The organism is Kineococcus aurantiacus (genome assembly GCF_013409345.1).
In the GTDB taxonomy this organism is placed as follows: Bacteria; Actinomycetota; Actinomycetes; order Actinomycetales; family Kineococcaceae; genus Kineococcus; species Kineococcus aurantiacus.
Genome location: NZ_JACCBB010000001.1, coordinates 1,131,166 through 1,157,173, shown reverse-complemented (window position 1 = coordinate 1,157,173; position 26,008 = coordinate 1,131,166). Strand labels below are relative to the sequence as shown.

General features: G+C 76.4%; 27 protein-coding genes. 15 read left to right on the top strand and 12 right to left on the bottom strand.

Annotated features, from left to right (window positions below; all coding sequences use genetic code 11):
* Window positions 1-5: 5 nt before the first annotated feature.
* On the bottom strand, window positions 6-929 hold the full coding sequence (locus tag BJ968_RS05485) for a right-handed parallel beta-helix repeat-containing protein (protein ID WP_179749928.1): 924 nt from the start codon (window positions 927-929) through the stop codon (window positions 6-8).
* 246 nt (window positions 930-1,175) lie between these two features.
* On the opposite strand from BJ968_RS05485, the gene BJ968_RS05480 reads away from it, so the two are divergent.
* From BJ968_RS05480 to BJ968_RS05460, 5 genes are read left to right on the top strand one after another with little or no spacing between them, the layout of a single operon-like run.
* Window positions 1,176-2,045, top strand: coding sequence for a hypothetical protein (locus tag BJ968_RS05480; RefSeq protein ID WP_179749926.1), 870 nt, complete (start codon window positions 1,176-1,178; stop codon window positions 2,043-2,045).
* A gap of 7 nt (window positions 2,046-2,052) precedes the next feature.
* On the top strand, window positions 2,053-3,450 hold the full coding sequence (locus tag BJ968_RS05475; RefSeq protein ID WP_179749924.1) for an O-antigen ligase family protein: 1,398 nt from the start codon (window positions 2,053-2,055) through the stop codon (window positions 3,448-3,450).
* On the top strand, window positions 3,447-4,454 hold the full coding sequence (locus BJ968_RS05470) for a polysaccharide pyruvyl transferase family protein (protein ID WP_179749922.1): 1,008 nt from the start codon (window positions 3,447-3,449) through the stop codon (window positions 4,452-4,454). Before BJ968_RS05475 ends, BJ968_RS05470 begins: the two co-directional genes overlap by 4 nt.
* Before the next feature lie 33 nt (window positions 4,455-4,487).
* Window positions 4,488-6,053, top strand: coding sequence for an oligosaccharide flippase family protein (locus BJ968_RS05465; protein ID WP_179749920.1), 1,566 nt, complete (start codon window positions 4,488-4,490; stop codon window positions 6,051-6,053).
* Window positions 6,050-6,946, top strand: a complete 897-nt coding sequence (locus BJ968_RS05460) for a glycosyltransferase family 2 protein (RefSeq protein ID WP_218884831.1) — start codon at window positions 6,050-6,052, stop codon at window positions 6,944-6,946. Before BJ968_RS05465 ends, BJ968_RS05460 begins: the two co-directional genes overlap by 4 nt.
* Here BJ968_RS05460 and BJ968_RS05455 read toward each other — a convergent pair.
* The 3 genes from BJ968_RS05455 to BJ968_RS05445 are packed head-to-tail and all read right to left on the bottom strand — an operon-like array spanning window position 6,928 to window position 8,487.
* Window positions 6,928-8,115: a nucleotidyltransferase family protein gene (locus BJ968_RS05455; RefSeq protein WP_179749916.1), complete on the bottom strand. Its 1,188-nt coding sequence runs from the start codon at window positions 8,113-8,115 to the stop codon at window positions 6,928-6,930. The two genes, BJ968_RS05460 and BJ968_RS05455, sit on opposite strands and share 19 nt — an antisense overlap.
* The gene (locus BJ968_RS05450; protein WP_179749914.1) at window positions 8,094-8,255 is read right to left on the bottom strand and encodes a hypothetical protein; all 162 of its coding nucleotides are present in this window, start codon (window positions 8,253-8,255) and stop codon (window positions 8,094-8,096) included. Before BJ968_RS05450 ends, BJ968_RS05455 begins: the two co-directional genes overlap by 22 nt.
* Window positions 8,256-8,277: 22 nt before the next feature.
* Window positions 8,278-8,487 carry a lasso RiPP family leader peptide-containing protein gene (locus BJ968_RS05445; RefSeq protein WP_179749912.1) on the bottom strand — a complete coding sequence of 70 codons (210 nt, stop codon included), beginning with the start codon at window positions 8,485-8,487 and terminating at the stop codon, window positions 8,278-8,280.
* 124 nt (window positions 8,488-8,611) lie between these two features.
* Here BJ968_RS05445 and BJ968_RS05440 point away from each other — a divergent pair, with 124 nt between their 5' ends.
* On the top strand, window positions 8,612-9,487 hold the full coding sequence (locus BJ968_RS05440) for a phosphoenolpyruvate carboxykinase (ATP) (protein ID WP_179749910.1): 876 nt from the start codon (window positions 8,612-8,614) through the stop codon (window positions 9,485-9,487).
* 51 nt (window positions 9,488-9,538) lie between these two features.
* Here BJ968_RS05440 and BJ968_RS05435 read toward each other — a convergent pair whose 3' ends face one another.
* On the bottom strand, window positions 9,539-10,039 hold the full coding sequence (locus BJ968_RS05435) for a winged helix-turn-helix transcriptional regulator (protein ID WP_179749908.1): 501 nt from the start codon (window positions 10,037-10,039) through the stop codon (window positions 9,539-9,541).
* A gap of 168 nt (window positions 10,040-10,207) precedes the next feature.
* Between BJ968_RS05435 and BJ968_RS05430 the strand changes: the two genes are divergently transcribed.
* Complete coding sequence (locus BJ968_RS05430; protein WP_343077843.1) at window positions 10,208-11,107, top strand: oxidoreductase; 900 nt, start codon at window positions 10,208-10,210, stop codon at window positions 11,105-11,107.
* A gap of 6 nt (window positions 11,108-11,113) precedes the next feature.
* Here the strand turns inward: BJ968_RS05430 and BJ968_RS05425 are convergent, their stop codons facing one another.
* From BJ968_RS05425 to BJ968_RS05405, 5 genes are read right to left on the bottom strand one after another with little or no spacing between them, the layout of a single operon-like run.
* Window positions 11,114-12,295, bottom strand: a complete 1,182-nt coding sequence (locus BJ968_RS05425; RefSeq protein ID WP_179749906.1) for an asparagine synthase-related protein — start codon at window positions 12,293-12,295, stop codon at window positions 11,114-11,116.
* Window positions 12,292-12,708 carry a transglutaminase-like domain-containing protein gene (locus BJ968_RS24155; RefSeq protein WP_179749904.1) on the bottom strand — a complete coding sequence of 139 codons (417 nt, stop codon included), beginning with the start codon at window positions 12,706-12,708 and terminating at the stop codon, window positions 12,292-12,294. The genes BJ968_RS05425 and BJ968_RS24155 overlap by 4 nt, the downstream gene beginning before the upstream one ends.
* A gap of 1 nt (window position 12,709) precedes the next feature.
* Window positions 12,710-12,979 (bottom strand): PqqD family peptide modification chaperone, encoded by a 270-nt coding sequence (locus BJ968_RS25480; protein WP_179749902.1) that lies wholly within the window; start codon window positions 12,977-12,979, stop codon window positions 12,710-12,712.
* 49 nt (window positions 12,980-13,028) lie between these two features.
* The gene (locus BJ968_RS26365) at window positions 13,029-14,993 is read right to left on the bottom strand and encodes an ATP-binding cassette domain-containing protein (RefSeq protein WP_179749900.1); all 1,965 of its coding nucleotides are present in this window, start codon (window positions 14,991-14,993) and stop codon (window positions 13,029-13,031) included.
* Window positions 14,994-15,019: 26 nt separating this feature from the next.
* Window positions 15,020-15,931, bottom strand: coding sequence for a glycosyltransferase (locus tag BJ968_RS05405; RefSeq protein WP_179749898.1), 912 nt, complete (start codon window positions 15,929-15,931; stop codon window positions 15,020-15,022).
* A 128-nt stretch (window positions 15,932-16,059) separates the two neighbouring features.
* Here BJ968_RS05405 and BJ968_RS05400 point away from each other — a divergent pair, with 128 nt between their 5' ends.
* From BJ968_RS05400 to BJ968_RS26355, 4 genes are read left to right on the top strand one after another with little or no spacing between them, the layout of a single operon-like run.
* The gene (locus tag BJ968_RS05400; protein WP_179749896.1) at window positions 16,060-17,046 is read left to right on the top strand and encodes a glycosyltransferase; all 987 of its coding nucleotides are present in this window, start codon (window positions 16,060-16,062) and stop codon (window positions 17,044-17,046) included.
* Window positions 17,043-18,095, top strand: coding sequence for a polysaccharide pyruvyl transferase family protein (locus BJ968_RS05395; RefSeq protein WP_179749894.1), 1,053 nt, complete (start codon window positions 17,043-17,045; stop codon window positions 18,093-18,095). The genes BJ968_RS05400 and BJ968_RS05395 overlap by 4 nt, the downstream gene beginning before the upstream one ends.
* Entirely contained in the window at window positions 18,092-19,159 is a 1,068-nt protein-coding gene (locus BJ968_RS26360; RefSeq protein ID WP_179749893.1) for a glycosyltransferase, read from the top strand. The genes BJ968_RS05395 and BJ968_RS26360 overlap by 4 nt, the downstream gene beginning before the upstream one ends.
* Window positions 19,156-20,286 carry a glycosyltransferase gene (locus BJ968_RS26355; RefSeq protein WP_179749892.1) on the top strand — a complete coding sequence of 377 codons (1,131 nt, stop codon included), beginning with the start codon at window positions 19,156-19,158 and terminating at the stop codon, window positions 20,284-20,286. Before BJ968_RS26360 ends, BJ968_RS26355 begins: the two co-directional genes overlap by 4 nt.
* On the opposite strand, the gene BJ968_RS05380 is transcribed toward BJ968_RS26355, so the two are convergent.
* Window positions 20,279-20,899, bottom strand: a complete 621-nt coding sequence (locus BJ968_RS05380) for a dTDP-4-dehydrorhamnose 3,5-epimerase family protein (RefSeq protein WP_179749891.1) — start codon at window positions 20,897-20,899, stop codon at window positions 20,279-20,281. The genes BJ968_RS26355 and BJ968_RS05380 overlap by 8 nt on opposite strands.
* Window positions 20,900-20,992: 93 nt before the next feature.
* Here BJ968_RS05380 and rfbD point away from each other — a divergent pair, with 93 nt between their 5' ends.
* The 4 genes from rfbD to BJ968_RS05360 all read left to right on the top strand — a co-directional run bounded on the left by rfbD (window position 20,993) and on the right by BJ968_RS05360 (window position 25,073).
* Window positions 20,993-21,850, top strand: a complete 858-nt coding sequence (rfbD, locus tag BJ968_RS05375; RefSeq protein WP_179749890.1) for a dTDP-4-dehydrorhamnose reductase — start codon at window positions 20,993-20,995, stop codon at window positions 21,848-21,850.
* Window positions 21,851-22,114: 264 nt separating this feature from the next.
* A complete protein-coding gene (locus BJ968_RS05370) occupies window positions 22,115-22,534 on the top strand; it encodes a hypothetical protein (RefSeq protein ID WP_179749889.1) in 420 nt (139 codons plus the stop codon).
* The gene (locus BJ968_RS24130) at window positions 22,531-23,625 is read left to right on the top strand and encodes an HTTM domain-containing protein (RefSeq protein ID WP_179749888.1); all 1,095 of its coding nucleotides are present in this window, start codon (window positions 22,531-22,533) and stop codon (window positions 23,623-23,625) included. The genes BJ968_RS05370 and BJ968_RS24130 overlap by 4 nt, the downstream gene beginning before the upstream one ends.
* Window positions 23,622-25,073, top strand: coding sequence for an FAD-dependent oxidoreductase (locus BJ968_RS05360; protein WP_179749886.1), 1,452 nt, complete (start codon window positions 23,622-23,624; stop codon window positions 25,071-25,073). Before BJ968_RS24130 ends, BJ968_RS05360 begins: the two co-directional genes overlap by 4 nt.
* Before the next feature lie 42 nt (window positions 25,074-25,115).
* Here the strand turns inward: BJ968_RS05360 and rfbA are convergent, their stop codons facing one another.
* Window positions 25,116-25,991: a glucose-1-phosphate thymidylyltransferase RfbA gene (rfbA, locus tag BJ968_RS05355; protein ID WP_179749884.1), complete on the bottom strand. Its 876-nt coding sequence runs from the start codon at window positions 25,989-25,991 to the stop codon at window positions 25,116-25,118.
* Window positions 25,992-26,008 lie beyond the last annotated feature (17 nt).

Sequence of the window (26,008 nt, the reverse complement as noted above, 5' to 3'; positions counted from 1 at the left end):
CCGCGTCAGGGTTCGACGGTCTCGACCTTCGTCGTCGCGCCCCGGGTGGTGTTGGAGTCCTCCACGGTGACCTTGCCCTCGGGGGCGATGACCGGGCCGTACCGGGACGAGGTGCCGAAGACGTTGCCGCGCAGCACGACGCCGGAGATGCCGTCGTCGTCGCGCACGTTGACGCTGTAGTTGCCGTCGTCGAGGTAGTTGTCCTCGATCGTCACGTCCGACAGCGTGCCGCTGTCGTTCTCCGCGCCGAGCTGGATCGCCGAGTTCAGCACGTCGCCCGTGGACGTGTCCTTCGGCATGAGGGTGTTGTGGCGCACGACGATGCCCTTGCCGCCGTTGGACTGCAGGGCGTCGGAGTGGAAGCCGTCCTCGCGGACCATGTCGTGGACCCAGCTGTCCTCCACCGTCGTCCCGCTGCCCAGCCGCGGGCCGTCGAGGACGCCGTGCACGTCCACCCGGCGCAGCGTGTACCCGCCCCACCCGATCGCGACCTGGGTGGAACCGGCCCCGTCGATCTCGGAGTCCTCCACGACGATGCCCGTGCGCGACCCCTCGATCGTGATGGCGCGCTGCTGGTGCGGGCACGTGATGCGCACGTTGCGCACCACGACGTCGTCGGCCTTGATGGACAGGCAGCCGTCGATGTCGAGGTTCTCCACGACCTGCCCCTTCTTCGTCACCGACAGCGACCCCGACTCCCGCAGCGCCGTGCCCAGCGGGACGCCGGTGGTGTCCGGGCCGGGGTAGCCGGCGGGGATGCCCAGGGCCCGCGCCTGCTGGGTGAGCCGGGCCCGCTGGTCGGCGTGCGGGTCCTCCGGCTCCTGCGCGCCGCCCGAGCACCCGGCCAGCAGGGCCAGCGCGGTGACCAGCGCGGTGGGCAGGGCCGGGACCGGCAGCCGGGACGGGCGGGACGGGCGGGCGGCGGGCACGGGTCACCTCTCGATGTGCGTCCGGCGTGCTCGTCGTCGAGGACACCGCGGGCCGGGCGGTCGGGAGGCCAGCCCGCGGCTGGCTCGCCGCCATCGTAGGCGTCCCCCGAACGGCTCGACAGCGCACGTATTCGCTACGGAAAGGTGATTGTGCAATGCTCTCCGCGTCCAGCGGGGGGTCGACGGGTGGTGCCCGCACGGGTCACCTGCGGCCGGTCCGCTCTTTCCCGGGACGAGGAGACTGCCGTGACGATCGGATCGCTGACCAGGACGCTGCTGCACCGCTGGTACCTGACCGTGGTGGTGCTGGCCCTGGTCGCGTACCTCGCCCGCGGCGCCTGGGACCGGGCCGAGCCCGAGTACCAGACCTCCGCCACCTTCCTCGTGACCCCCAGCGTGGCGCTGTCGACCCCGCTGCCGGAGGCCGTGCCCGGCACCCAGCCCGGCAGCCGCAACCCCTTCTCCCTCTCCGGCGGCGCCAGCACGCTGGCCGCCACCGTCTCCACGGCGCTGAACACCGGCACCGTGCAGGCCGGGTTCATGGCGCCCTTCCCCGGAGCGCAGTTCGCCGCCGCCGAGGCCTCCGGCACCACCGGCAACCGCACCTACTTCACGGTCACCGCCGCGACCGACACGCCCGAGGAGGGGGCCGCCGTCATCGACGCCGCCCTCCGGGCCGCCGCGCAGCAGCTGCTGGACGTCCAGCGCGCCGTGCAGGCCCCCGACAACGGGCTGTTCGTCGTGATCCAGTCCACGCCCACCGACGGCCCCGTGGAGTCCTACCCCGACCGGGCCCGCGCCGTGGGCACCATCGGGCTCGGCGGCCTCGCCGCCGGCGTCGTGCTCATCGTCGCGCTCGACGCGCTGCTGAGCGCCCTGGGCCGCGGCCTGTCCGCGCGCCGCACCCGGCGCCGGGGCGCGACGGGCACCCCGGCCGGTGCCGCGACCACCACCGGCGCGGGAACCACCACCGGGACCACCACCGGGACCACCGGCACCGGCGCCGGGACCGACGCGTTGCCGTCGGCGACCCGGGCGGGGGACCTGGACGTGCGGGGCACCTCCGCCGAGCGACACCACCAGCACGCCGGCAGCAGCCGCTCGCGGCAGCCGTGAGGACACCGTGAGCCTGCTGCCCGCGGTCGCCCGGACCGTCGCGGACCCCACCCGGCACACCCCGCACCGCGCCCGGCCGCTGCCCGTGTCCTGGCTGCCGATCGCCGTGGTCGTCTGCGCGTTCCTCTTCCCCGGCAACTTCGTCCTCCCCGGCCCGCTGAACTCCAACGGCAGCCCCGCCCGCCTGTTCTCCCTCCTGTGCCTCGGCCTGGCCGTCCTGACCCTGGTCACCTCCCGGCGGCGGCGCAGCGACGAGGACGAACCCCGGTGGTCGCTCGTGGGCGGCGCCCTCGTCCTGTACCTGGCCGGCGCCACCTGGAGCTACGGCGTCGCCGTCTCCCGCCCCCTCGACGCCGCGCAGAGCGCCGGTGCGCTGCGTTCCCTCGTGGGGGCGCTGGGCATCACCGGCGTCGCCCTCTACACGTGGTTCGTCGTCACGCAGCGGCGCGACGTCGACCGCGTCGTCGGCTGGATCGTCGCGTGCGCCACCTTCTCCGTCCTCGTCGCGGCCGCCTCCTGGCTGGGCGTCGTGAACTGGGCCTCCCTGGTCCGCGCCACCCCGCTGGTCGAGAACACCCCCACCCTGGGGACCGTGAGCCGGCTGGACTTCCTGCGCGCCCGCGGCACCGGTGAGCACCCCCTGGAGTTCTCCCTCGCCACGACGGCCGCCCTGCCGCTGGCCGTGCACCTGGCCCGCCACGCCGCGACCGCCGGCCGCCGGTGGGCCGCCGGGTTCGCCAGCCTCGTGCTGGTGGTGGGGGTCCCGCTGGCGGTCTCCCGCACCGCGGTCCTCGGGCTGGCCGTCGGCGGCGTCATCGCGGTTTCCATCTGGCCGCTGGCGCAGAAGGCCGCCGCCGTCGCGGTGGCCGGGCTCGGCGTGCTGCTGATGTTCGTCCTCGTGCCCACCCTCACCAGCTCGCTGGCCCTGATCTTCAGCGACGCGGAGCAGGACAACAGCGTCACCGGGCGGCTGTCCGACTACGCCCTCGTGGAGCAGCTGTTCCGGGAGAACCCCGTCCTGGGCCTGGGCTCGGGGGTCTACCGCCCCGAGACCGGCGGGGTGTACCTGGACAACACGTGGCTGGGGACCCTCATCGGCGGCGGCGCCGTGGGCGTCGCCCTCCTGGCCCTGCTCTTCCTCGTCGCCGGCGGCGTCGCCTGGGACCGCAGCGTCCTGGCCGCCGACGCGGCCGACCGCAGCCTCAACCGCGCCCTGCTGGCCGTCCTGGCCGTCGTGCTCATGGGCGCCTTCACCAGCGACCTCACCTCCTTCCCGCAGCCGACGCTCGTGTTCACGATCGTCCTGGGCCTGCTCGCCTCGCGGGCCGGCGCGCGCACGCGACCGTCCACCCTCGAGGCCACCGCTCGACCGCACGTCCGCCCTGCACCTGGGAGCCACCCGTGACCGAAGCAGTCCCCGACTCGGCGCGTTCGCACGCCTCCGTGGTCCCCGCCCTGCGGGACCGGTTGCTCGCCGACCTGGCCCGCACCCTGCCCCAGGGGTACGGCAGCTGGACGGCGCTGGACTTCCCCCTGCACTTCAACTGCGGCGACTCGGCGCTGCACCTCGGGCTGGAGGCCGCGGCGCGCTCGGCCGGGGTTCGCGTCGACCGCATCCTGGACCGGCGTTCCTACGACCCCCGCCTCCTGTCCCCGGACTCCCTGCCGGTGTCGATGGCCGGGGGCACGTGGGGTGGGCTCTACCCGACGCACCACGAGCACCGGCTGCGGTTCCTGCAGGACACCAAGGGACGCCCGGCCGTGCAGCTGCCGCAGTCCATCGAGCACGTCGACGAGCAGCACCGCGAGGAACTGCGGCGCGCCGTCGGTGAGCACGGGGCTTTCGTCCTCCTCGTGCGGGACGCGCGCAGCTTCGAGATCGCCCAGCGCGACTACGACTGCGAGGTGCACCTGGTGCCGGACCTGGCGTTCGCCCTCGGGCCGCTGCCGCGCGCGCGGGCCGTCGAGCCCCTCGTCGTGCAGGCGCGGACCGACCGGGAAGCCGGCGGCGTCGAGGGGTTCGGGGAGACGTTCGACTGGGTGCAGGCACCGCCCCGCTCCCGTTCGGCGACGGCCCTGCGGGTGGCCCGCAAGCTCAACTCCCTCCAGCGCCGCCACCCCTCGCGGGCGAGCGCGGTCACCGCGCGCACGGCGTTGCGGGTGCTCGCCCGGGCCAACCTCCAGCGGGCGACGGCACTGCTGTCCCGCGGCGAGCGCGTGGTGACCGACCGGTTGCACGGCCACGTGATCTCCACCCTCCTGGGCATCCCGCACGTCGTGGTGAACGACCGCTTCGGCAAGGTGCGGGCCCTGCACGAGACCTGGCTGGGCGAGGACCCGCACAGCGTCTTCGCCGCCTCGTGGAAGGAGGTCCCGCGTGCTCTGGACGCACTCGACGCGCGGAACTGACGAGACCGCCGCCCGCGGGGGGAGGCCGGTCCCGTGAGCGGGAGCTCGCTGCGGCGCCGGGCCACCTCCGGCGTCCTGTGGACGGCGGCGCAGATGTGGTTCGTGCGGGCGACGACGGCCGCCGCCTTCATCGTCATCGGCCGGCAGCTGCAGCCGTCGGAGTTCGGGCTGGTCGCCCTGGCGATGTCCGTCATCGCCGTCCTGCAGCTCCTGAGCGACACGGGCATGGCGAACTACCTCGTCCGTTCGCAGCACGTCGACGAGCGCCACCGCAGCACGGCGTTCTGGACCAGCCTCGTCCTGGCCGGTGCGCTCGCCGGTCTGCTCGCGCTCCTGGCCGGTGCCCTGGCCCACCTGTTCCACGAGGACGACCTCGCCCCCGTCCTGCGCTGGCTGGCCCTGACGATGGTGCTGACCGGTCTGGGCAGCGTGCCGAACGCCTTGCTGCGCCGGGACATGCAGTTCAAGTCCCTGGCCGTGCGCGGAGCCGTCGCCACGGTCGTCGGGTCGGTCGTGGCGATCGTCCTGGCCCTGGCTGGAGCCGGGGTCTGGGCCCTGGTGGCGCAGAACCTGGTGCGGGGCGCGGTCACGGTCGTCATCACCTGGACCGTCGTGCGCTGGCGGCCGCACTTCGTGCTCGACCGTTCCGAGGCGCGCAGCATGCTCTCCTTCGGGACCAAGCTCATGGGGATGGACCTGCTGCTCAACGCCCGCTCGCGGGGCACGGACTTCGTCCTCGCGGGGATGGGGTCCTCGGTGCTGCTGGGGTACTGGTCGATCGCCAACCGGCTCGTCAAGATCATCCAGGACACGGGCAGCTCGGTCGTGAGCACGGTGGCCACCCCGGCGTTCGCCAAGCTCCAGGGGGACCGGGAGCGGCTGGCGCGGGCCTACTCGACGGCCATGTACTCCGCGGGGCTGGTGATGTTCCCGGCCACCCTCTTCCTCACTGTCACCAGCCCGGACCTGGTGCCGCTGCTGCTCGGGCAGCAGTGGGCGGACGCGGCGCAGGTCGCCCAGATCGTCGCCGCGACCGCCGCCCTGGCGGTCTTCAGCCAGTTCGACCGCTCGATCTTCATCGCCGTCGACCGCCTGCGGCCGGAGATGGTCATGGTGGCGGGCATCGTGGTGTCCCACGTCGTCATCGTGGTCCTCCTCGTCCCGCACGGGCTGACCTGGGTCGCCCTCGGGTTGCTCGCGCGGCAGGTGCTGTCGCTGCCCGTGCGGCAGCTGGTCATCCGCCGCGAAGCCGGGATCCCGCTGCGCAGCACGGTCCCGGCGCTGCGCGTCCTGCTCGCCTCGCTCGTCATGGCGGGCGCGCTGGTCGGCGCCGGCGCCCTCGCCCACGGGGTCGACACCTGGGTGCGCGTCGTCGTGCAGGTCCTCGTGGCCGCCCTCGTCTACCCGCCCGCCCTGTGGCTGGTGGCCCGTCCCGTCTTCCGCCGGGCGCTGGTCGACGTCCGCGCGCTGCGCGGCGGCCGCCGCGCGGCCGACGTCACCGGACCCGCCGCGCCCGGCGCCACCACGCCCGACGACGTCGTGACGGTCGGCGCCGGCGGGGACCCGTCGATCGAAGCCGCACCGGAAGGACGCCGATGAGCCAGCCGACGAGGTCCGACGTGCCGGACGTCCCGGACGTCACGGTGGTCGTCCCCTGCTGGAACGTGGTCGGCGTCGTCGAGAACCAGCTCGCCGCGCTCGCCGCGCAGGACTTCGAGGGGACCTTCGAGGTCGTGCTGTCGGACAACGGCAGCACCGACGGCCTGCCCGGGCACGTGCCCGGGTGGGCCGCGCGGTACGGCCTGGACCTGCGGTGCGTGGACTCCAGCGGGGTCCAGGGCGTCAGCCGGGCGCGCAACGTCGGGCTGCGGGCCGCGCGCGCGGACGTCGTCGCCGTGTGCGACGCCGACGACGTCGTCGTGCCCGGGTGGCTGAGCAGCCTGGTGCGGGCGATGGAGGGGGCCGACCTCGTCGGCGGGACCATGGACGTGGTCACGCCCAACGACGCCGTCCGGCGTGCGTGGCGGCCGGGGCCCACCCCCGGTGCGCTGCAGACGCGCTTCGGCTTCCTGCCGTTCGCGATGGGGTGCAACCTCGCGGTGCGGCGGGACGTGGCCCTCGCCGTCGGCGGCTGGGACGAGTCCTACGTGGCCGGCGGTGACGACGTCGACTTCAGCTGGCGGGTCCAGCTGGCCGGCCACCGCATCGGGCTGGCCGAGGGCGCCGTCGTGCAGTACCGCTACCGCTCGGACCTGCGGGGCACGGCGCGCCAGTTCCGCGACTACGCGCGCAACGAGGCGAGGCTGCTGGCCCAGTACCGCCCCCACGGGGCACGGGCTCCCGAGGGCGTGTCCCGCGCGGACGCCCGCTGGCTGCTGCGGCACGGGTACCACCTCGTGCAGGGGCCCGGCCGGCGCGGCCGGTGGGTCTGCCGGGCCGCCCGCCTCATCGGGCGGGAGCAGGGGCGCCGGACCTACTCCAGCGCGGGCTGAGGCTCCGGGGCTGCCAGGGCGCTGCCTGACTCCCGGGACACGTCGACCAGGTACGCCTCCCGCGCCGTGTCCGCCGGTCCGGGGTCCACGGGGCCCGGGGCGTCGGTGCGGCGTTCGCGCACGGCGCGGACCAGCGCGGCGGCGCTGGCCGGCCCGCTGCTGGAAGCGCTGGTGAAGAGGATCGCCCCGTGCCGCCGCGGGGCGGTCAGGGCGTGCGGGGGCCGCGCGAGGGTCGTCGCCGACTGCAGCGCCAGCCACGCCGGGTCGCCCAGGGCCCGCAGCACGCGCCCGGGCACGGGGGCGTCGAGGACCTGCCGCGCGCGGGCCAGGGCCAGGGCGACGGGGAGCCCGGTGCCGGCGGCGCGGGCGCGCGCGACGAGCTCGTCCCAGTCGTCCGTGGCGGCGGCGGCCAGGCGCAGGTCGTGCGACCACAGCAGCCGCCAGGCGCCGGACAGGCAGGCGTGCAGGGCGAGGTGGTGCAGCTGGTCGGTGGCGTCGAAGACGGGCACGCGGGTGCCGAGCAGGACGTCGTGGCGGACGCGGTCGAGCATGGCGTCGACGTCGACGGCGAAGCGGGCGCGCCGGTGGGGCCGGTTGACCAGGTGCCAGTGCAGGTCCAGGAAGGTGCCGTGGGGCAGGGCCACGGCGATCTCGCCGGCGCGGGCGGCGCGGATGCCGGCCCAGTCGGGGTCCATGGCGCGGGCGCCGGCGGCTTCGAGGCGGCGCAGGGCCTCGCCGAAGGAGGCCGGGGACACGACGACGTCGAGGTCGTGGAACTCGCGGGGGGTCCCCGCGTACAGGGTGCGGGCGACGGCCGGGCCCTTCACGACCGCCCACGCCAGGCCGCGCAGGGCGCTCTCGACGGTGCGCAGGTCCAGCTGGACCGGCAGCTGCCGGGCGGTCTGCGCCACGAGGGCCGGGCGGGTGCCGGCCCGCAGCGGGGCGAGGGCGGCGGCGTCGGGGGCGGTGCGCAGCAGGTGGTCGACGGTGGGGCCGACGCGGTGCAGGTGCACGACGCGGCCCAGGGCCTCGGGCGTCACCCCGCGGGCGGGCGCGGGCGCGCCGCGCAGCAGCGAGCGCACGAAGGTCCCCGCGGCGCGGTGGGCGCGGCGGGGACCTCCGGCGGTGCGTCCGTCCAGGGCGGGGCTCAGCTGATGCCGGTCGTGCACCCGCAGGAGACCGTGTAGACGGCCTGGCCGTTGAGGAAGTCGCCGTCGCTGGTGGCGCCGAACTGCTTCCCGGTCTGCAGGGTGAGGTCGGCCAGGGAGCCGAGCGTCGTGAGGGTCGGGGCCACGTAGGGCTGGGTCACGGGAGTCCTCCTCGGGGTCGGGTCAGGAGACGGTGTAGAGCGGCGTGCTGCCGTCGTCCTCGCAGAAGAAGTCACCGTCGCTCTTGGTGCCGAACTTCTTGTTCCGCAGGGTCAGCTCGGCCAGCGAGCCGAGCGTGGTCAGGCGCGGAGCGGAGTAGTGCTCGGCCACGGGTACCTCCAGGGCGTCGGCGTCTTCGATCGGCGGTGCGGCGGTGCTCAGCCAGGGAGTCACTCCCGGTGCGTGTGAGATTACTGCACGGTCACCCACTTCGCGTACTGTCCGTGGAACTCCGTTCGACGGTACGTAGGTGCGAGCCGCTGCGGGCGACGGGGGAGGGGGCTGCTTCCCTTCTCCCATGACCACCGCCCCGGTCGCCTACGGCCTGGCCCTGCCCGACCTCACCGGCGCCGCCCACCTGCTGCACCCCGCGCGCGGCGGGGAGACGCCGTGGACCGTGCGGCGGGTCGCGCTCGACCACGTCCCGCCGCCGGTGCGGACCGCCGTCGGACCCGACCGGGCCGTCCTGCCGATGGGCGAGGGCAACGTGGAGGTCGACCGGCTCACCGCCACGACCACGTTCACGGCCTGCCCCCCGCCCGACGACGCGGCCGTCGTCCACCCCTACCTCGCGGCCACGGCCGCCACCGTCGCGTGGTGGCAGGGCCGGGTCGCCCTGCACGCCGGCGCGGTCGTCGTCGGTGGCCGCGTCTGGGCGGTGCTGGGCGACCGCGGCGCGGGCAAGAGCACGGCCATGTACTCCCTGGTGCGCGCCGGGCTCGACCTGGTCGCCGACGACGTCCTCGTCCTCGACGGCCTGCGGGTGCTGCCCGGCCCCCGCTGCGTGGACCTGCGCCGCGAGAGCGCCGAGCACTACGGCGCCGGGCAGGACATCGGGGTCGTGGGGCGGCGGCGGCGCTGGCGCGTCGAGGTCCCCGTCCAGCTGCCGCCGGGGGACCTGGAGCTGGCGGGCCTGGTCCACCTCGGCTGGGCCGACGCCCCGGCCGTGCAGGACGTGCCGCTGCCGCAGCGCTGGCCGGCCCTGACCCAGGCGCTGGCCCTGCGCCTGCCCCCCGCGGACGAGCGCGCCCCGCTGCGCCTGCTCAGCCTGCCGACGGTGCGCCTGCTGCGGCCCCGGCGCCTGGAGGTCGCCGACGACGCGGCCCGGCTGCTCGCGGAGCACCTGCTGACCCTCGCCGGGCGCGGGGCGCCCCGGGACGCCGGTGAGGGTTGAGGGCCGGCGCTCCTGGGTGGACGTGGGCCGGGTGGTGGAGCCCGGCGCACGTCATTCGGCCGGGTCCGCCGGTCCCTCGCCGTGACCGGCCCGGTGGGCGGTGACGGCGTCCATGTTGTCCTGCGCCCACGCGCGGAGCAGGCCCACCACCCGGTGCAGCGACGCGCCGAGGTCGGTGAGCTCGTAGGTGACCGTCACCGGCACCGTCGGGACCACGCTGCGCGTCACCAGGCCGTCGGCCTCCAGGGACCGCAGCGTCTGGGTCAGCATCTTCTGACTGACCCCCACCAGCAGCCGGGACAGCTGGGAGTAGCGCAGCGCCCGGGGCCCGGCCGGCGCGTCGTCCCCGGCCGGGGGTGCGGCCTCCCCGGCCAGGGCGCACAGGACCAGGGTGACCCACTTGTCCGAGATCCGGGCCAGCAGCTGCCGGCTCGGGCAGACCGCCAGGAAGGCGTCGTACCGCTGCGCGGCGGTCCGCTCGGTCCCCGCTGCCGGCGGCGTGGCCCGCTTCCCCGCCCGGGGGGTCGAGGGGTGCGGTGGCGTCGTGGTCACGGCGGCTCCCGTCTCGAAGGTGCGCAACGCACTCGAAAGTGCCTGCTTCCCGTCGGAGAGCAGGGGTGCCAGTCTCGTCCACGCCGCACCGGCGGCGCCAGCACCGCGACCGCGGTCATCGGGACGAGCACCCGGTCCGACGCGACCGGCGACGGGAAGGGCCCCACCGTGAGCACCACCTCCACCGACGACACCACCAGCTCCACCCCGACCGCCCTGCCCGGCGGCACCTGGACCCTGGGCGACCGTCAGGTCACCCGCTTCGGCTACGGCGCGATGCAGCTGGCCGGCCCCGGGGTCCTGGGCCCTCCGGCCGACCACGACGGCGCCCTGGCCGTCCTGCGCGCCGCCGTGCGGGCCGGCATCACCCACGTCGACACCTCCGGCGCCTACGGCCCCCGCGTCACCAACGAGCTGATCCGCGAAGCCCTGCACCCCTACCCGCAGCCGCTGCTCATCGCCACCAAGGTCGGCGCCGACCGCGACGCCCGGGGCGGCTGGCCCACCGCCCGCCGTCCCGAGGACCTGCGCCGGCAGGTCCAGGACAACCTGCACGCCCTGGGCGTGGAGACCCTGGACCTGGTGAACCTGCGCGCGGGCGACGCCACCGGCCCGCAGGCGGGCTCGATCGCCGAGGCCTTCGAGACCCTCGCCCAGCTGCAGCAGGACGGCCTGATCGCCCACCTGGGGGTCAGCAACGTCACCGCCGAGCAGGTCGCCGAGGCGCGGGCCGTCGCCCCGGTCGTGTGCGTGCAGAACCTGTACAACCTCGCCGTCCGCCACGACGACGACCTGCTCGACGACCTGGCCCGCGACGGCATCGCCTACGTCCCGTTCTTCCCCCTGGGCGGGTTCACCCCGCTGCAGTCGCAGGCGCTGTCGGCGGTGGCGCAGCGGCTGGCGGTCACGCCCACGGCGGTGGCGCTGAGCTGGCTGCTGCAGCGTTCGGCGAACGTGCTGCTCATCCCGGGGACGAGGTCGGTGACGCACCTGCGCGAGAACGTCGCCGGCGCCGGCACCGTCCTGTCCGAGCAGGACCTGGCCGAGCTGGACGCCATCGGGGGCTGAGGGTCCTCAGCGGGCGGGCCGGCCCTCCTGCGCCAGCCACGCGTGCTGCAGCAGGGTGATCGAGTGCAGGTCGGGGTCGGGGGCGGCCCACTCGGCGCGCAGCGCCTCCGGGTCCACCAGGTCGGTGTCGACGCCCACCCCGGTCCAGCGGGCCGCGAAGGAGGCGGCCGTCGCCGTCCAGAAGGCGCCGTTGAAACCGGCCTTGGTCCCGCGCTCGCACAGCGCGCGCGGCAGCAGGTCCCCGACGTGGCGCAGCAGTTCCCCGGTCCGCCCGCGCGGCCCGGCCCAGCCGAAGGCGACGGCCGCCGCGCGCAGCGTGGCGGGGCGGGAGAAGGGGTGGGTGACGTGGACGTCGTGGGCGGCGGCCGTGCGCTCCTTGGCGGCCCCGGCCACGTGCAGGAGCCGGCTGGTCCACAGCCACCGCCGGGCGGCCCGGTCCCAGCGCAGCGGTTCGGCGGCCGTGTGCCGGGCCACGGCCGCCCGCAGCTCCCGGGCCGCGTCCGGGCGCAGCCACCCGAAGGCCATCGGCAGGTGCCGCCCCAGCCGCCGGGCCCGCAGCGGGGCGGGGGCCAGCACGGAGAACGCGGTGCGCGGCAGGGCCCGCGCGGTCAGCGGCGCGCGCCGGGCCAGCAGCCGCACCGCGGGGTAGCGGGAGACCTGCGAGAACAGCTCGTCGCCGCCGATGCCGGTCAGCACCGAGCCGCCGCGGGCGGCGGCGAAGACGGGTTCGTGCAGGTGCCCGTTGAAGGGCGGCAGCACGCCGTCGCGCAGCAGGACGGTGCGGGCGAAGGGGCCCAGGACGTCCATCTCGTCGCCCCAGGCGGGCCGTTCCCACTCGCGCAGGCCCAGGTGCCGGACGACCAGCTCGGCCCACTCGTCCTCGTGGGAGTCCGGCACGTGCGGGAAGCGGTGGGTGTAGGGGACGGGGTCGGGCAGGCCCTCGCGGCGGGCCACCGACGTCGCCACGGCCAGGACCGTCGAGGAGTCCCGCCCGCCGGAGAAGCTCACGACGCACGGCCCGCGCCGCAGCGCCGGGAGCACGGCCTCCTCCAGCGCGGCCCGCAGCGTCAGCCCCGACCCCGGCGGCAGCGGCCGCACCCCCGGCTGGGCGCCGACCGGCATGCCCCACACCGTCTCCAGCGGGCCCAGCCGGTCCAGGGGGACGTCAGCGCCCGCCCCGGCGGTCACCGCAGCGCCGGGACGCGGGTCAGCTCGCGGTAGGTCGAGCTCTCGTCCTCGTCGTGGCCGTCGAGCCAGGCGTGCGCGGCGAACCCGTCGGCGACCGAGGCGGCGACGACGACCTCGCGCGGCTGCCCGTGCGCCAGCAGCCAGGCCTGCACGACGAGGCAGCGCTGCAGGCACGTCGCGCCCCGGCGGCGCAGCACGGCCTCCACGGCCCCCAGCCCGGCCGCCGGCAGGTCCGGCGGCGGGCCGACGCGGGTGCGCAGGCCGTCGGCGGGCAGGTCCCGGCGCACGGTCCGCAGCGAGCGGTCGGCCCAGCGGGCCGCGGCCAGCCCGCCGTGCCGGACCAGGCCCAGGCGGCGGCGCAGCCGGCGCACCGCCCGCCGCCGGACGCGGCGCAGGTGGGCTCCCGGCCGCACCTCAGGCCGTCCGCAGCAGCGGGCCGCAGTCGGCGAGGAAGGCGTCGAGGTCGGCCTCGGCCCGGTCCCCGGGGATGTCGTAGGTGCGCCGCAGCGCCTCCAGCAGGTCCGCGCGCGTGGTGCCCGCGACGAGCAGCGGCCACAGGGCGACGCCCGCGCCGGAGACCGCGTGGTAGGTCGAGGTGGTGGTGTCGAGGACCACGATCTGGTCGTCGACCTCGTTCCAGGCCAGTTCCTCGGACCGCACCGCCACCTGCTGCGCCTCGCTCACGCGCACAGCGTAAGGGCACGCACACGCTGCGGACACGCTGCGGGAGGGCTCACCCGCGGGCCACGTGCCGGCCGGTGGGGGTCCCGCCCCGGCCCGCCACCTCCTCGTCGAGGTAGGCCTGGGCCTGCAGCGCGTACAGCTCCGCGTACAGCCCGCCGCGGCCCACGAGCTCCTCGTGGGTGCCGGTGTCGTCGACCCCGCCGTCGCGCAGCACCACGATCCGGTCGGCCTCGCGCACGCTGGAGAACCGGTGCGAGACCAGGACCACCGTCCGGCCCGCGGCGAGGTCGCGGATCCCCGCGAACAGCTCCGCCTCCGCGCGCGCGTCCAGCGCCGCGGTCGGCTCGTCCAGGATCACCAGGTCCGCCGCGCGGTAGAACGCGCGGGCCAGGGCGACGCGCTGCCACTGCCCCAGCGACAGGTCCACCCCGCCGGGCAGCTCCGCGCTCAGCGGCGTCGCGTACCCCTGCGGCAGCCCGCGCAGCAGCGCGTCCGCCCCCGCCTGCACCGCCGCGGCCGGGACCGCGGCCGCCTCGTCGGGGCGCCCGGCCCGGCCCACCGCGATGTTGTCGTGCGCCGAGAACTGCCACTGCACGAAGTCCTGGAACACGACCGCGACGTGCTCGCGCACCGCGGCCGGGTCCAGCTCGGCGACGTCCGTCCCGTTCCAGCGGACCGTGCCCCCCGCGGCCGGCAGCAGCCCCGCCAGGAGCTTCGACAGCGTCGTCTTGCCCGAGCCGTTCTCCCCGACCAGGGCCACCACCTCGCCCCGGCGCACGGTCAGCGACACCCCCCGCAGCGCCGGCCGGCCCCCCTGCGGGTAGCGGTACCCCACGTCCTGCACCTGCAGCTCCACCAGGGGCCCGACCGCCCCCGGCCGCGCGACCGGGCCCGCCGCCGCGGCACCCCCCAGCGTGAGGAAGCCCCGCAGGTCGTCCAGGAACAGGCCCGCCTCCAGCACGGTGCCGACCCCGCCGGCCAGGGCCTGCAGGCGCGAGGCCAGCAGCGGGGCCGCCGCCCCGGCCGCCCCGGCGTCGGCCAGCGACATCCGCCCCGAGTCCACCATCCACAGCAGCAGCACGACCGTGCCCACGACGCTGGCGGCCGTCACCAGCTGCGACAGCAGCGTCAGGCGCATGCGCCGGCCCACGTGCGCCGTCAGCGCGCGCTGGTACTCCTCCAGCAGCTGCTCGTAGCGCGCCAGCAGCGGCGCGGCCAGGCCGTAGGCCCGCACCTCCTTGGCCTCGCGCCGCCCCGTGAGGGCCGAGCGCAGGTACGTGCGCACCCGGTAGGGCCCCGACTGGGCCACCGCGAAGTCGAACTCCAGCCGGCCGCCGCGCCGGGAGACGAGCAGCACCGGGACCGCGGCCAGCGCCAGCAGCGGCAGCAGCAGCGGCTCGATGGTCCACAGGGCGAGGACCAGCCCCACCGCCCCGACGACCCCGCCGAGGATCGAGACCAGACCCTGGGCGACCCCGACCGGCCGGGACACGGCGTTGGTGGCGACGCGCTGGAGGCGGTCGTGGAACTGCGGGTCGTCGAAGCGCTCCAGGGGGACGGCCGTGGTGGTGTCCACGACGCGCCGCCACACGGCGCGCTGCACCGCCTCGGACAGCAGCCGGACCCGCTGGCCGCGGACCGCGCCGGCCAGACCGGCGAGCACGCTCAGGCCCGCCAGCGCCAGCAGCGGCCCGCCGACGGCCCGCAGCAGGTCCCCGTCCGCGCCGGCGCCGGAACCGGTGAACACCCGGGCCAGGGCCTCGCGCCCCACCAGGACCTGCACGCCCAGCAGCGCCGAGCCCAGCAGCTGCACCCCGAACACCAGCACGAGGTCGCGCCGGCGCGCGCTCCAGCACAGCCGCAGCGCCTCGACGACCAGCGCGGGCAGGGACCGCAGCCGGCGGCGGCGCGCGCGGCGCTCGCGGGCGATGCTCAGGCCGTCGACGCGGGGCGGCGGGGTGGGGCCGGGCGCGTCCGGCGTCCCGGCCGCGGCGCCGGCGGGTGCGGTGGTCACGGGTCGTCCCGGGCTTCCCGGCGGTCTCAGCGGTACTTCACGGCCGCGGCGGCGCGCCCGTAGCGCATGTAGAACGCGCCGACGACGTACGCGGCCCGCGCGCGGGCGCCGGTCAGCTCGCGGGCCCGCACGGCGCGCACCAGCGAGCCCAGGGGCGGGGCGAAGGCCTTGAGCGTCAGGGCGCCGGGCGGGTCCTCCCCGGCCCGGACCCGCAGCTGCCGCCCGAGCTGGACCCGGCACAGCTTCTTCCACGCCTCGGCGTAGGAGTCCCGGGCGGGGTGGGCCACGACGGCGTCCTCGACGTAGGTGAGCCGGTACCCGGCGGCCACGGCCCGGCCGCACCACTCCGCGTCCCCGCCTGAGGGCAGCGCGTCGTTGAAGGGGCCGACGGCGTCGAACACCTCCCGGCGCACCACGACGTTGGCCGTCACGGCGAAACCGCGCGGCACGGTGCGGTCCTGCCGGAAGGCGTTGACGACCTCGAAGGCCTCCACGGGGTGGGGGCGGGCGGGGTCGCGCGGGTAGACCCGGACCCGCCCGGCGACGATGTCGGCGCCCGAGCGCAGGGCGCGCACGGCCCCGGACAGCCACGCCGGGTCCGGGACGGTGTCGGAGTCGGTGAAGGCCAGGACGTCGCCGCGGGCCAGCCGGACCGCGGCGTTGCGCGCGGCGTAGGAGCCGGGGCGGGGTTCGACGACGACGCTGACGCGCGGGTCGAGGTCGGCCAGGTCCAGGCGGGGGTCGGCGGAGCCGTTGTCGGCGACGATGACCCGGAACCGGTCGGCGGGGTGGTCCTGGGCCAGCAGGGCCCGCACGCAGCCCTCCAGCCGCGGGTCGTCCTTGACGGGGACGACCACGTCGACGAAGGGGGCCGTGGCGGCGGGCGCGGGGGCCTGCGTCGTGCTCGTGGCGTGCGGCGCCGACTCGGGCGTCGACATGTGTCTCCCTCCGTCGGCGGCGGTGCGCGCATCGTCGCACACCGGTCGCTCTCGGTCATCGAGGTCGGTGGACCCCCGACCGACGCTGCGTTGCACGGCGGCGACGAGGCGTAGCAGGATCCGCCCCCGTGACCACCTCCTCCACCTGGCCCGCCGTGGCCGTCGTCGTGCCCGCGCACGCCTCCGGGCCGGCCGGGGTGGCCGAGCTGGGACGCTGCCTGCGGGCCCTGCGCGACCAGGACTACCCCGGCCCGGTGCGGGTCCTCGTGGTCGACAACGCCTCCACGGCGGACCTGGCCCCCGCGCTGCCCGACGACGCCCGCTTCGCCCTGCTGTCCGAACCGGTCCCCGGCTCCTACCGCGCCCGCAACCGCGCCCTGGCCGCGCTGGAGGACGACCCCACCGCCGGGCCCACCGCCGGACCCGTCGAGGTGGTCGCCTTCACCGACGCCGACTGCACGCCCGAGCCGGACTGGCTCACGCGCGGGGTGGAGGCGCTGCGGCGCACCGGGACCGGCGTCGCCATGGTCGGGGGAGCGGTGGAGCTGACCTTCGCCGGCGGCACGCCGCGGACCGCGTGGGAGCTGTACGAGGCGGCCCACGCCTTCCCGCAGCAGGAGTACCTGGCCAAGCAGCACTTCGCCGTGACCGCCAACCTCCTCACCTGGCGCTCGACGCTGGCCGAGGTGGGCCCGTTCGACGCCTCCCTGACCTCGCGCGGGGACGCCGAGTGGGGGCAGCGGGTGCGGGCGCACGGCGGGGCGCAGGGCTACGCCGCGGACGCCGTGGTGCACCACCCGGCCCGCTCGACCTGGCCGGCGATGGTGTCCAAGACGCTGCGGGTGGCCCGGGGCCGGTGCGACGTCGACACCGCCCGCGGCCGCGGGCGCCGCCACTTCGCGGGGGTGGCCGCCGCGCACGTGCGGCTGGCCGGGCAGGCGGTCGTGCGGCCGCCCGTCCGCGACGGGGTCCTCACCTCCCCGGGGCGCCGCGCCCGGTACCTGCTGGCGCACACCACGGCCCGGGTGCTGTTCGTGGGCGTGAACCTGCGCAGCGCGCTGCGCAGCGGCAGGCCGGTGACCGGCAGTGGTCGTCCCCCTACACTCCCGGCATGACCGTCACCCGTCCGGATGCGGCCCTCGTCCACCGCCTCGGCACCCGCTGGCAGGAGTCCGTCAGCGCGGCCCTCGGCTCCGACCGCGCCGCGCTCCTGGACTTCCCCGGGCACAAGAACGTCGGGGACTCCCTCATCTGGCTCGGTGAGCGGGCTCTGCTGGAGCGGGCCGGGACCCGCGTCGACTACGCCTGCGAGCACCACTCCCTCGTCCCGGGCGCCCTGCGCGCCCGCAACGGCGCGCACCCGGTCCTGCTGCACGGCGGCGGGAACTTCGGCGACGTCTGGCCGGACTACCAGCGGTTCCGCGAGGACGTCGCCCGCCGCTTCCCCGACCAGCGCATCGTGCAGCTGCCGCAGTCGATCTGGTACTCCGACCCGGCCGGGGCCGCCGCCGGTTCGGCCGCCCTGCGCGCCCACCGCGACCTGCACCTCATGGTCCGCGACCGCCGGTCGCTGGCCGAGGCCGAGCGGATGTTCCCCGACGCCGCCGTCAGCCTCGTGCCCGACGCCGCCTTCGGCCTGGGGCCGCTGGCGCGCACCGGTCCCGCCGAGGTCGACGTCCTGTGCCTCATGCGCGACGACCGCGAGGGCGTCGGGCACGCCGCGACGTTCCGCGCCGCCGGGATGACCGTCACCGACTGGGGGACGCACGCCTTCGACCACCGCGCCTGGACGCTCAAGCGCCGCACGGTCGGCGCGGTCCGCCGGGTGGAGAGCGCCGCCACGTCCCGGCTGACGCAGCCGGTGCTGCGCGCCACCTACGACGCGATGGCCCGGCAGAACCTGCAGGCGGGCGTGCGCACCTTCAGCCGCGGCCGGGTCGTCATCACCGACCGCCTGCACGGGCACATCCTGTGCCTGCTGCTGGGGATCCCGCACGTGGTCCTGGACAACTCCTACGGCAAGATCGCCGACTTCCGCGAGGCCTGGACCGCCGACAGCGTCCTGACCCGCACGGCGACGACGGCCGACGAGGCGGTCGAGGCCGCGCGCGGGCTGCTGCGCGAGTTCCCCGCCGCCGCCGAGCAGGTCCGGGCCGCCGGGTGAGCGCGCAGCCCGACACCGCCGGGACCCGCGCGCGCACCGGCGGGCCCCGCGCCGTCGACGTGGCCGTCGCCTCGGCCCACACGCGCGGCTGGCCGCAGCGGCACGCCGCCGGGCTCGTGCCGGACCGCTTCCCCTACGGCCTGGACCGGCTGGCCGCCCACGACCTGGCGCCGAACCTGCTCGACGTGGGCGTCCCGCGCCCGCTGGAGCGGGTGTCCGGCAAGCTGCTGGACGGCCTGCGGTTCGGCGGCCCCTCCTGGCGCGGGTCGGACCCGCTGCTGACGTGGGAGGAACGCCTCGGCGTCCCCGCCCTGGCCGCGGTGGGCCGCTCCCGGCCGGTGGTCTCCGGCGTCGTCTGGGCCACCGACGGGGGATCGGCTGCGGCGCAGGCGGTCACCCGGCGCTACCTGCCGCGGGCGGGACGGTTGTTCGTGCTGTCCTCGGCCCAGCTGCCGGTGCTGGAGCGCTGGGGGCTGCGCGCCCCGCAGGTCCAGCTCGTGCCGCAGGGCGTCGATACCGACTTCTGGACCGAGCGCGACGAGCCGCCCGCGGGGGAGCTGGTGGCCTCGGTCGGCAACGACCGGCACCGCGACTACGCGACGCTGGCCGCCGCGTGGCCGCGGGTCCTGCGCGCGGTCCCGGGCGCGGAGCTGACCGCCGCCACCAGCCGGCCGGTCCCGGCGGGCCCGCGCAGCCGCACCGTCCAGCTCGACCACGTCGCGCTGCGCGAGCAGGTGTACCGGCGCGCCCGGGTCGTCGTCGTGCCGCTCGTGCCGAACGTGCACTGCTCGGGCCTGACGGCCTCACTGGAGGCCATGGCCTGCGGCGTTCCCGTCGTCGTCACCGGCACGCCCGGCATGGCGGACTACGTCGCCGACGGCGAGACGGGGCTGCTCGTCCCGCCCGGGGACGCCGACGCGCTGGCCGAGGCCGTCACGGGCCTGCTGGCCGACCCCGAGCGCGCCGCGGCGATGGGACGTGCCGCGGCGCAGCGGGTCCGCGAGCGCTTCTCGACGGCGCGGATGGCCGCCGACCTGGCCCGGCTGGTCCGGGAGGCGGCGTGAGCGGCCGGCCCCTGGTCGTCGTCCTGTCCAGCACGGCCTTCGAGGGGCACCGGCTGTACGAGCAGCGCCTGGCCGGGGAACTGGCCCGCACCCACGACGTGCTGTTCGTCCAGCCGCCCACGGCCGTGTGGACGAAGGGCGACGGGCTGCGACTGCCCGCGCGCCGGGTGCCGGCCCCCGGCGGCGTGCGCGTCGTGACGCCCTGGGTGCTGCCCGCCAGCCGCCGCCGGGGGCTGCACCACCTCAACGCGCCGGTCGTCGCGGCGACGGTCCTGGCGGCCGCGGTGCGCGAGCGCCGCCGCCCGCGGGCGCTGGCCTCGGCGCAGAACGTGGGCCGGCCGCTGCGGGCGCTGGCGCGGGCGTTCGGGGCCCGCACGGCGTTCCTCGTCAAGGACGACTACGTCGCCGGGGCCGGGCTCGTCGGGGTCCCCGCCGAGCGGCTGCGGCGCGGCCGCGACCGCAGCCTGGCCCTGGCCGACGAGGTGGTCGTCGTCTCGCCCCGGCTGCAGCGGCTGTGCGCCGCGCAGGGGCGCCAGGCCCACCTCGTGCCCGCGGGGGCCGAGCTCACGGCGCCGGCCACCGCCCCGCTGGACCTGCCCGCGGGCCCGTTCGCGGTGTTCCTGGGCATGGTGTCCGACCGGATCGACCTCGGGGGTTTCCGCGCGGTGGTCGCCGCCGGGCTCGACCTCGTCGTCGTCGGCCCCCGCCAGCCCACCTTCACCCAGGACGGCGCCTGGCGCGAACTGCTCGGCCACCCGCGGGTCCACTGGCTGGGACCCCGTGCGCCGCAGGAGGTCTCGCAGGTGCTGGCGCGCGCGTCGGTGGGGCTGATGCCGTACACGCTCTCGGAGTTCAACCAGGCCAGCTTCCCGCTGAAGGTGCTGGAGTACCTCGCGGCGGGGCTGCCCGTCGTCTCGACCCGGCTGGAGGCGCTGGACTGGCTGGACGCCCCCGGCGTGAGCGTCGTCGACGACCTGGCCGCCGACCCGGCGAAGTTCGGCGAGGCCGCCGTCGCGGCGGCCGCCGGGGACGACCCGTCCGCCGCGGACGCCCGGCGGGAGTTCGCCGGGCGCCACACGTGGGCCGCGCGCGGGGACCGCTGGCGCGACCTGCTCGGGCTCAGCTGACGCGCAGCCCCGCGACGAACCGCGCGACCTCGTCGGCGCGCGGCAGCGCCCCGGCCTCCAGGGCCTGCTGCAGCGTGGGGGCCTGCTCGTCCTTGCCGGACAGCGTGAACTCCAGCGGCTGCCCGTCGCGGCCGGTGGTGGGCCAGTCGATGCCCAGTTCCGGGTCGAGCGGGTGCACGCCGTGCTCGCGGTCGGGGGCGTACCCCTGCGAGCACAGGTAGACGACGGTGGACCCGTCGGCCAGCGACAGGAACGCGTGGCCCAGGCCCTCGGACAGGTACACCGCGCGGCGGTCGACGTCGTCGAGCAGCACCGAGTCCCAGCGCCCGAACGTGGGCGAGCCGACGCGCAGGTCCACGACGACGTCGAGCACCGCCCCGGCCGCGCAGAACACGTACTTCGCCTGCCCCGGCGGCACGTCGGCGTAGTGGACGCCGCGCAGGACCCCCGCGGCCGAGACCGAGCAGTTCGCCTGGGCCAGCGCGAGGTCGTGGCCGGTCCGCCCGGTGAAGGCGTCGGTGGTGAACCACTCCATGAACGTCCCGCGGTCGTCGCCGAACTGGCGCGGGGTGAACTCCCAGGCACCGGGGACGGTGAGTTCTCGTGTCTGCACGCGCCGGAGACTACCCAGCGCGGTGGGGGCTGTCCGTGCTCGGGCGGTCACCGTAGGCTGCGCCCGGACGGTCGGACACCGGGAGGGACGCACGTGCGCTGGGTCGTGGCAGGAGCGGGCGGGATGCTCGGGACGGACGTCGTGGACGTCCTCGGCGGGGCGGGGCACGAGGTGGTCGCCCTCACGCGGGCGCAGCTCGACGTCACCGACGCGGCCGCCGCGCGGGCGGTCGTGCGCGAGGCCGCCGCCGACGTCGTCCTCAACGCCACGGCGTACACGGCCGTCGACGCCGCCGAGACCGACGAGGCGACCGCGTTCGCCGTCAACGCCGTCGGGGCCCGCAACCTGGCCGACGCGGCCCGGGCCGCCGGGGCGCGGTACGTGCACGTCTCCACCGACTACGTCTTCGACGGCACCGCCACCGAGCCGTACGCCGAGGACGCCCCCGTCGCGCCCCGCAGCGCGTACGGGCGCACCAAGGCCGCGGGGGAGTGGGCCGTGCGGGCCGGCGGGGCCGACGCCCTCGTCCTGCGCACCGCCTGGCTGTACGGGGCCCACGGCGGCTGCTTCCCCAAGACGATGGTGCGGTTCGGCCGCGAGCGCGGCGCGCTGTCCGTCGTCGACGACCAGGTCGGCCAGCCCACCTGGACCCGCGACGTGGCGGACCTGGCGCTGCGGCTGGTCGAGGCCGCGGCCCCGGCGGGCACCTACCACGCGGTGTCGGCGGGGCGCTGCTCCTGGTTCGAGTTCGCGCGCACGGTCGTGGCCTCGGCGGGGCTGGGCGACGTCGAGGTGAAACCCGTCACGAGCGCCGAGTTCGTCCGCCCCGCGCCGCGGCCGGCGTTCTCGGTGCTGGGCACGGCGGCGCTCGCCGCGGCCGGGGTCGAGCCGATCGGGGACTGGGAGGACCGGTGGCGCGTCGCGGCCGGTGAGGTGCTGGGGCGCGCGTAGGGCCCGTCCCGCGCCGTTGGGCGATCCGACGGACGGCGGTACCGCTCCGCCTCGACACCTGGACCGGGTCGACTCGGCGGGCCGGGACGCACCACCCGGGGTGGGGGCCTGCGCCGCGGTCGTCGACCGCTCGTCCCCGTCCCGGACCCGGTTCCCGCAACCCCCAGACAACAACCCTGCGTGAGGCCTAAGGTGCGCAGCGTGGTGACTTGGGGGAGTCCTACCATCCGACGCCGTGCGGTCCGGGGGGTCTTCGCGCTGGCCGTGCTCGCGCTGCCGGTGCAGGTGGCCGTGCGCGAACTGGCCGGGGAGCCCTACCCGGGGCTGTACCAGCCCTCCTTCGGGGGCGTGCCCTTGACGGGCGGGCGGGCCACGACGACCGAGGCCGTGATCCACCTCGGCTACGCCGACGGCCACACGCGCAGGATCCCCGTCGAGGAGGCGCTGCCGCCCACGGGGATCCTGCCCCGGTACGTCCTGCTGCGCGGGTTCCGCGACCAGCGCACCGCCGAGGACCCGCGCACCGTCGCCTGGTTGCGGCAGCGGTGGGCCGACGACCCGGAGGGCACCGTCACGGCCTTCGACGTGCAGTGGCAGCAGGTGGGGTACTCCGTGCAGGACGGCAGCCGCACCGTGCTGCGCGAGGGCCGGCACGTCCACGTCGACCTCGGGGGCGCCTCGTGAACCGGCTCGCCGCCCGGTTCGACGCCTGGGCCGGCCGCGGCGACCTGACCGCCGTCGACCTGGGCCGCTACCGGGTCCTGTTCGCCCTCGTCCTGCTCCTGTCGCCCCGCGACTTCGCGTGGGTCAGCGCGTTCCCCGACTCCTTCGTCGACGGCCCGCCCGGCCCCTTCGCCCTGCTGCACGCCGTCCCGCCGGCCGCCGTCCTGCACGGCCTCGAGGTCGTCGTGGGCGTCGCCGCCGCGTTCCTGCTCGTGGGGTTCGCCACCCGAACGGCCTCGGTCGTCCTGGCCTGCGCGCTGCTGCTGGGCTACGGCACCGGCTACAGCCTCGGGAAGATCGACCACACGATCTTCACGCTGCTCGTGCCCGTCGTCATGGCCTTCGCCCGCTGGGGCGACGCGGTGTCGGTCGACGCGCTGCGCCGCCGCGGCCCGGCCCCGGCGACACCGCAGTGGCCGCTGCGGCTGCTGGCCCTGCTCGTCGGCCTGGGGTTCCTCACCGCGGCCGTGCCGAAGCTGCTGTCCGGGTGGCTCTCACCCGCGACGCAGGCCGTCCAGGGCGTCATGTTCAACCAGTACTACGCCAACGACCGCACCGAACTGCTGGCCCGCTCCTTCGTGCACCTGGACAGCCGGTGGTTCTGGGAGTCCCTCGACGTCGCCACCGTGCTGCTCGAGGGGCTGCTCGTGCTCGCCGTCCTGAACTGGTGGTGGTGGCGCGCCGGGATCGCCGTCGCCGCCCTGTTCCACCTGGGCGTGCTCCTCATGATGAACATCGGGTTCTCGGGGAACGTCCTCACCTACGCGGCGTTCGTGCCGTGGTCGCGCGTGCGGCTGCCGCACGTCGCGTGGAGCGCCCGGACCCTGCGCGCCTGGCGGGTCGCCGGCCCGCCCGCGGCCCTCGTCCTGGGGGTGTTCGCCGCCACCCGCCCGCAGGAGTGGACGTTCGAGCGGTTCAACCAGGTCCTCGTCGTGCTCGGCGCCCTCGTCGCGGCCCGGCACCTGCTGCACGTGGCCCGCGACCTGCTGCGGCGCAAGGGACGGCGTACGGTACGGGTCGTGGACGAGACGACCTTCAGCAGTCGCCCGTGATCGGCCGCGCCACCGTCGTCGGCGCCGGCCCCAACGGGCTGTCCGCGGCGGTGCTGCTGGCCCGCGCCGGTCTGGAGGTCACCGTCCTGGAGGCCACGGCCCACCTCGGCGGGGCCTCGCGCAGCGCCGAGCTGCTGGGGCCCGGCGTGGTCACCGACGTCGGCTCGGCGGTGCAGCCGTTCGGCGTCGCCAGCCCGTTCTTCGCCACCCTGCCCCTGGAGAAGCACGGGCTGCGCTGGCGGCACGGGCGCTACCCGCTGGGGCACCCCCTCGACGGCCGGCCCGCGGCGCTCCTGCCCGGCGACCTCGGCGAGGCCGTCGCCGAGCTCGGCGTCGACGGCCCGGCGTGGCGGGCGCTGTTCACCGGCCCGGTCCGCGACTGGGAGTCGCTCGTGCCGGCCGTGCTCGGCCCGCTGCTGCGCGTCCCCACCTCCCCGCTGGCCCTGGCCGGGTTCGGGCTGCGGGCCGCGTGGCCGGCGTCGGCGCTGGTGCGCGCGGTGTTCCGCGACGAGCCGGCCCGGGCGCTGTTCGCGGGCATGGCCGCGCACGCCCTCCAGCCGCACACGCAGCTGCTCACCGCGGCCTTCGGGATGCTGTTCGGCACGGCGGCGCACACCACCGGCTGGCCCGTCCCCGAGGGCGGGACGGGGGCGCTGACGCGGGCGCTGGCCGCCGAGCTGGCCGACCACGGCGGCCGGGTCCTGCTGGAGCACCCCGTGCGGGCCCTGGGGGACCTGGCCGCGGCGGGCCCGGCCGACGTGACGCTGCTGGACCTGACGCCCCGGCAGTTCCTGGCCGTCGCCGGGGACGACCTGCCGCCGCGCTACGCGGCCGCCATGCGGCGCTGGACGTACGGCCCGGCCGCGCACAAGGTCGACTACCTGCTCGACGGGCCCGTCCCGTGGCGCGACCCGCGGCTGGCCGAGGCCGTCACCGTGCACGTGGGCGGCACCGCCGCGCAGGTCGCCGAGGCCGAGGCCGACGTCGTCCGCGGCCGCCACCCCGAGCGCCCGTTCGTCCTCGTGGCCCAGCAGGACGTCGCCGACCCCGGCCGCGCGCCCGGGGGGCAGCGCGTCCTGTGGGCGTACGCCCACGCGCCGCACGGTTCGGCCGACCCCGGCACCGGTGAGCGCGTCGACCGGCAGATCGAGCGTTTCGCGCCGGGTTTCCGCGACCGGGTCGTGGCCCGCGTCGAGACGTCCCCGGCGGCGCTGGAGGCGGGCAACGAGAACCTCGTCGGCGGCGACGTCGGCGGGGGCGCGCTGACGATCCGCCAGCAGGTGTTCCGCCCCGTCGTCGGGCTGGACCCGTACTCCACGCCGCTGGAGGGCGTCTACCTGTGCTCGGCGGCGACCCCGCCGGGCGGGGGCGTGCACGGGATGTGCGGGTACCACGCCGCGTCCCGGGCCCTCACCGACCTGGCCCGGCGCCGCCGCGCCCGGGGCTGACGGCCCCCGCGCCGTCGCGGTCCGGGTCGGGGGCGGGGTCGGTCAGGCGTGCCGGCCGCGGGCCAGCAGTTCCAGCAGGTAGGCGCCGTAACCGCTCTTGACCACGGCGCGGCCGCGGTCGGCCAGTTCGTCGTCGGTGAGCCACCCGTTGCGCCAGGCGACCTCCTCGGGGCAGCCGATCTTCAGCCCCTGCCGCGCCTCGAGGGTGCTCACGTAGTTCCCGGCCGCCAGCATCTGGTCGAAGGTCCCGGTGTCCAGCCACGCCGTCCCGCGGGGCAGGACCTCCACCGCGAGTTCCCCGCGGTCGAGGTAGGTGCGGTTCACGTCGGTGATCTCGAGTTCCCCGCGCGCGGAGGGTTCCAGCGACTCCGCGATCGCGACGACGTCGTTGTCGTAGAAGTACAGGCCGGGGACGGCGAAGTTGCTGCGGGGGTCCTGGGGTTTCTCCTCCAGGGACAGCGCGTTCCCCGCGTCGTCGAACTCCACGACGCCGTAGGCGGTGGGGTCGCTGACCCAGTACGCGAAGATCGCGCCACCGGTCAGGCCGTCGAACCGGCGGAGCTGGTTGCCCAGGCCGGGGCCGTAGAAGATGTTGTCCCCCAGCACCAGTCCGACGCTGTCCCCGCCGATGAACTCCCGGCCGATGACGAAGGCCTGCGCCAGGCCGTCGGGGGAGGGCTGGACGGCCCACTGCAGGTTCACGCCGAACTGCGAACCGTCGCCCAGCAGCCGCCGGAAACCCTCGGCGTCGTGGGGCGTGGTGATGACCAGCACGTCGCGGATCCCCGCCAGCATCAGGGTGGACAGCGGGTAGTAGATCATCGGTTTGTCGTAGACCGGGACGAGCTGCTTGCTGATGCCCCGGGTGATCGGGTGCAGCCGGGTGCCGGATCCACCGGCGAGGATGATTCCGCGCATGACACCGTAGTATGTCG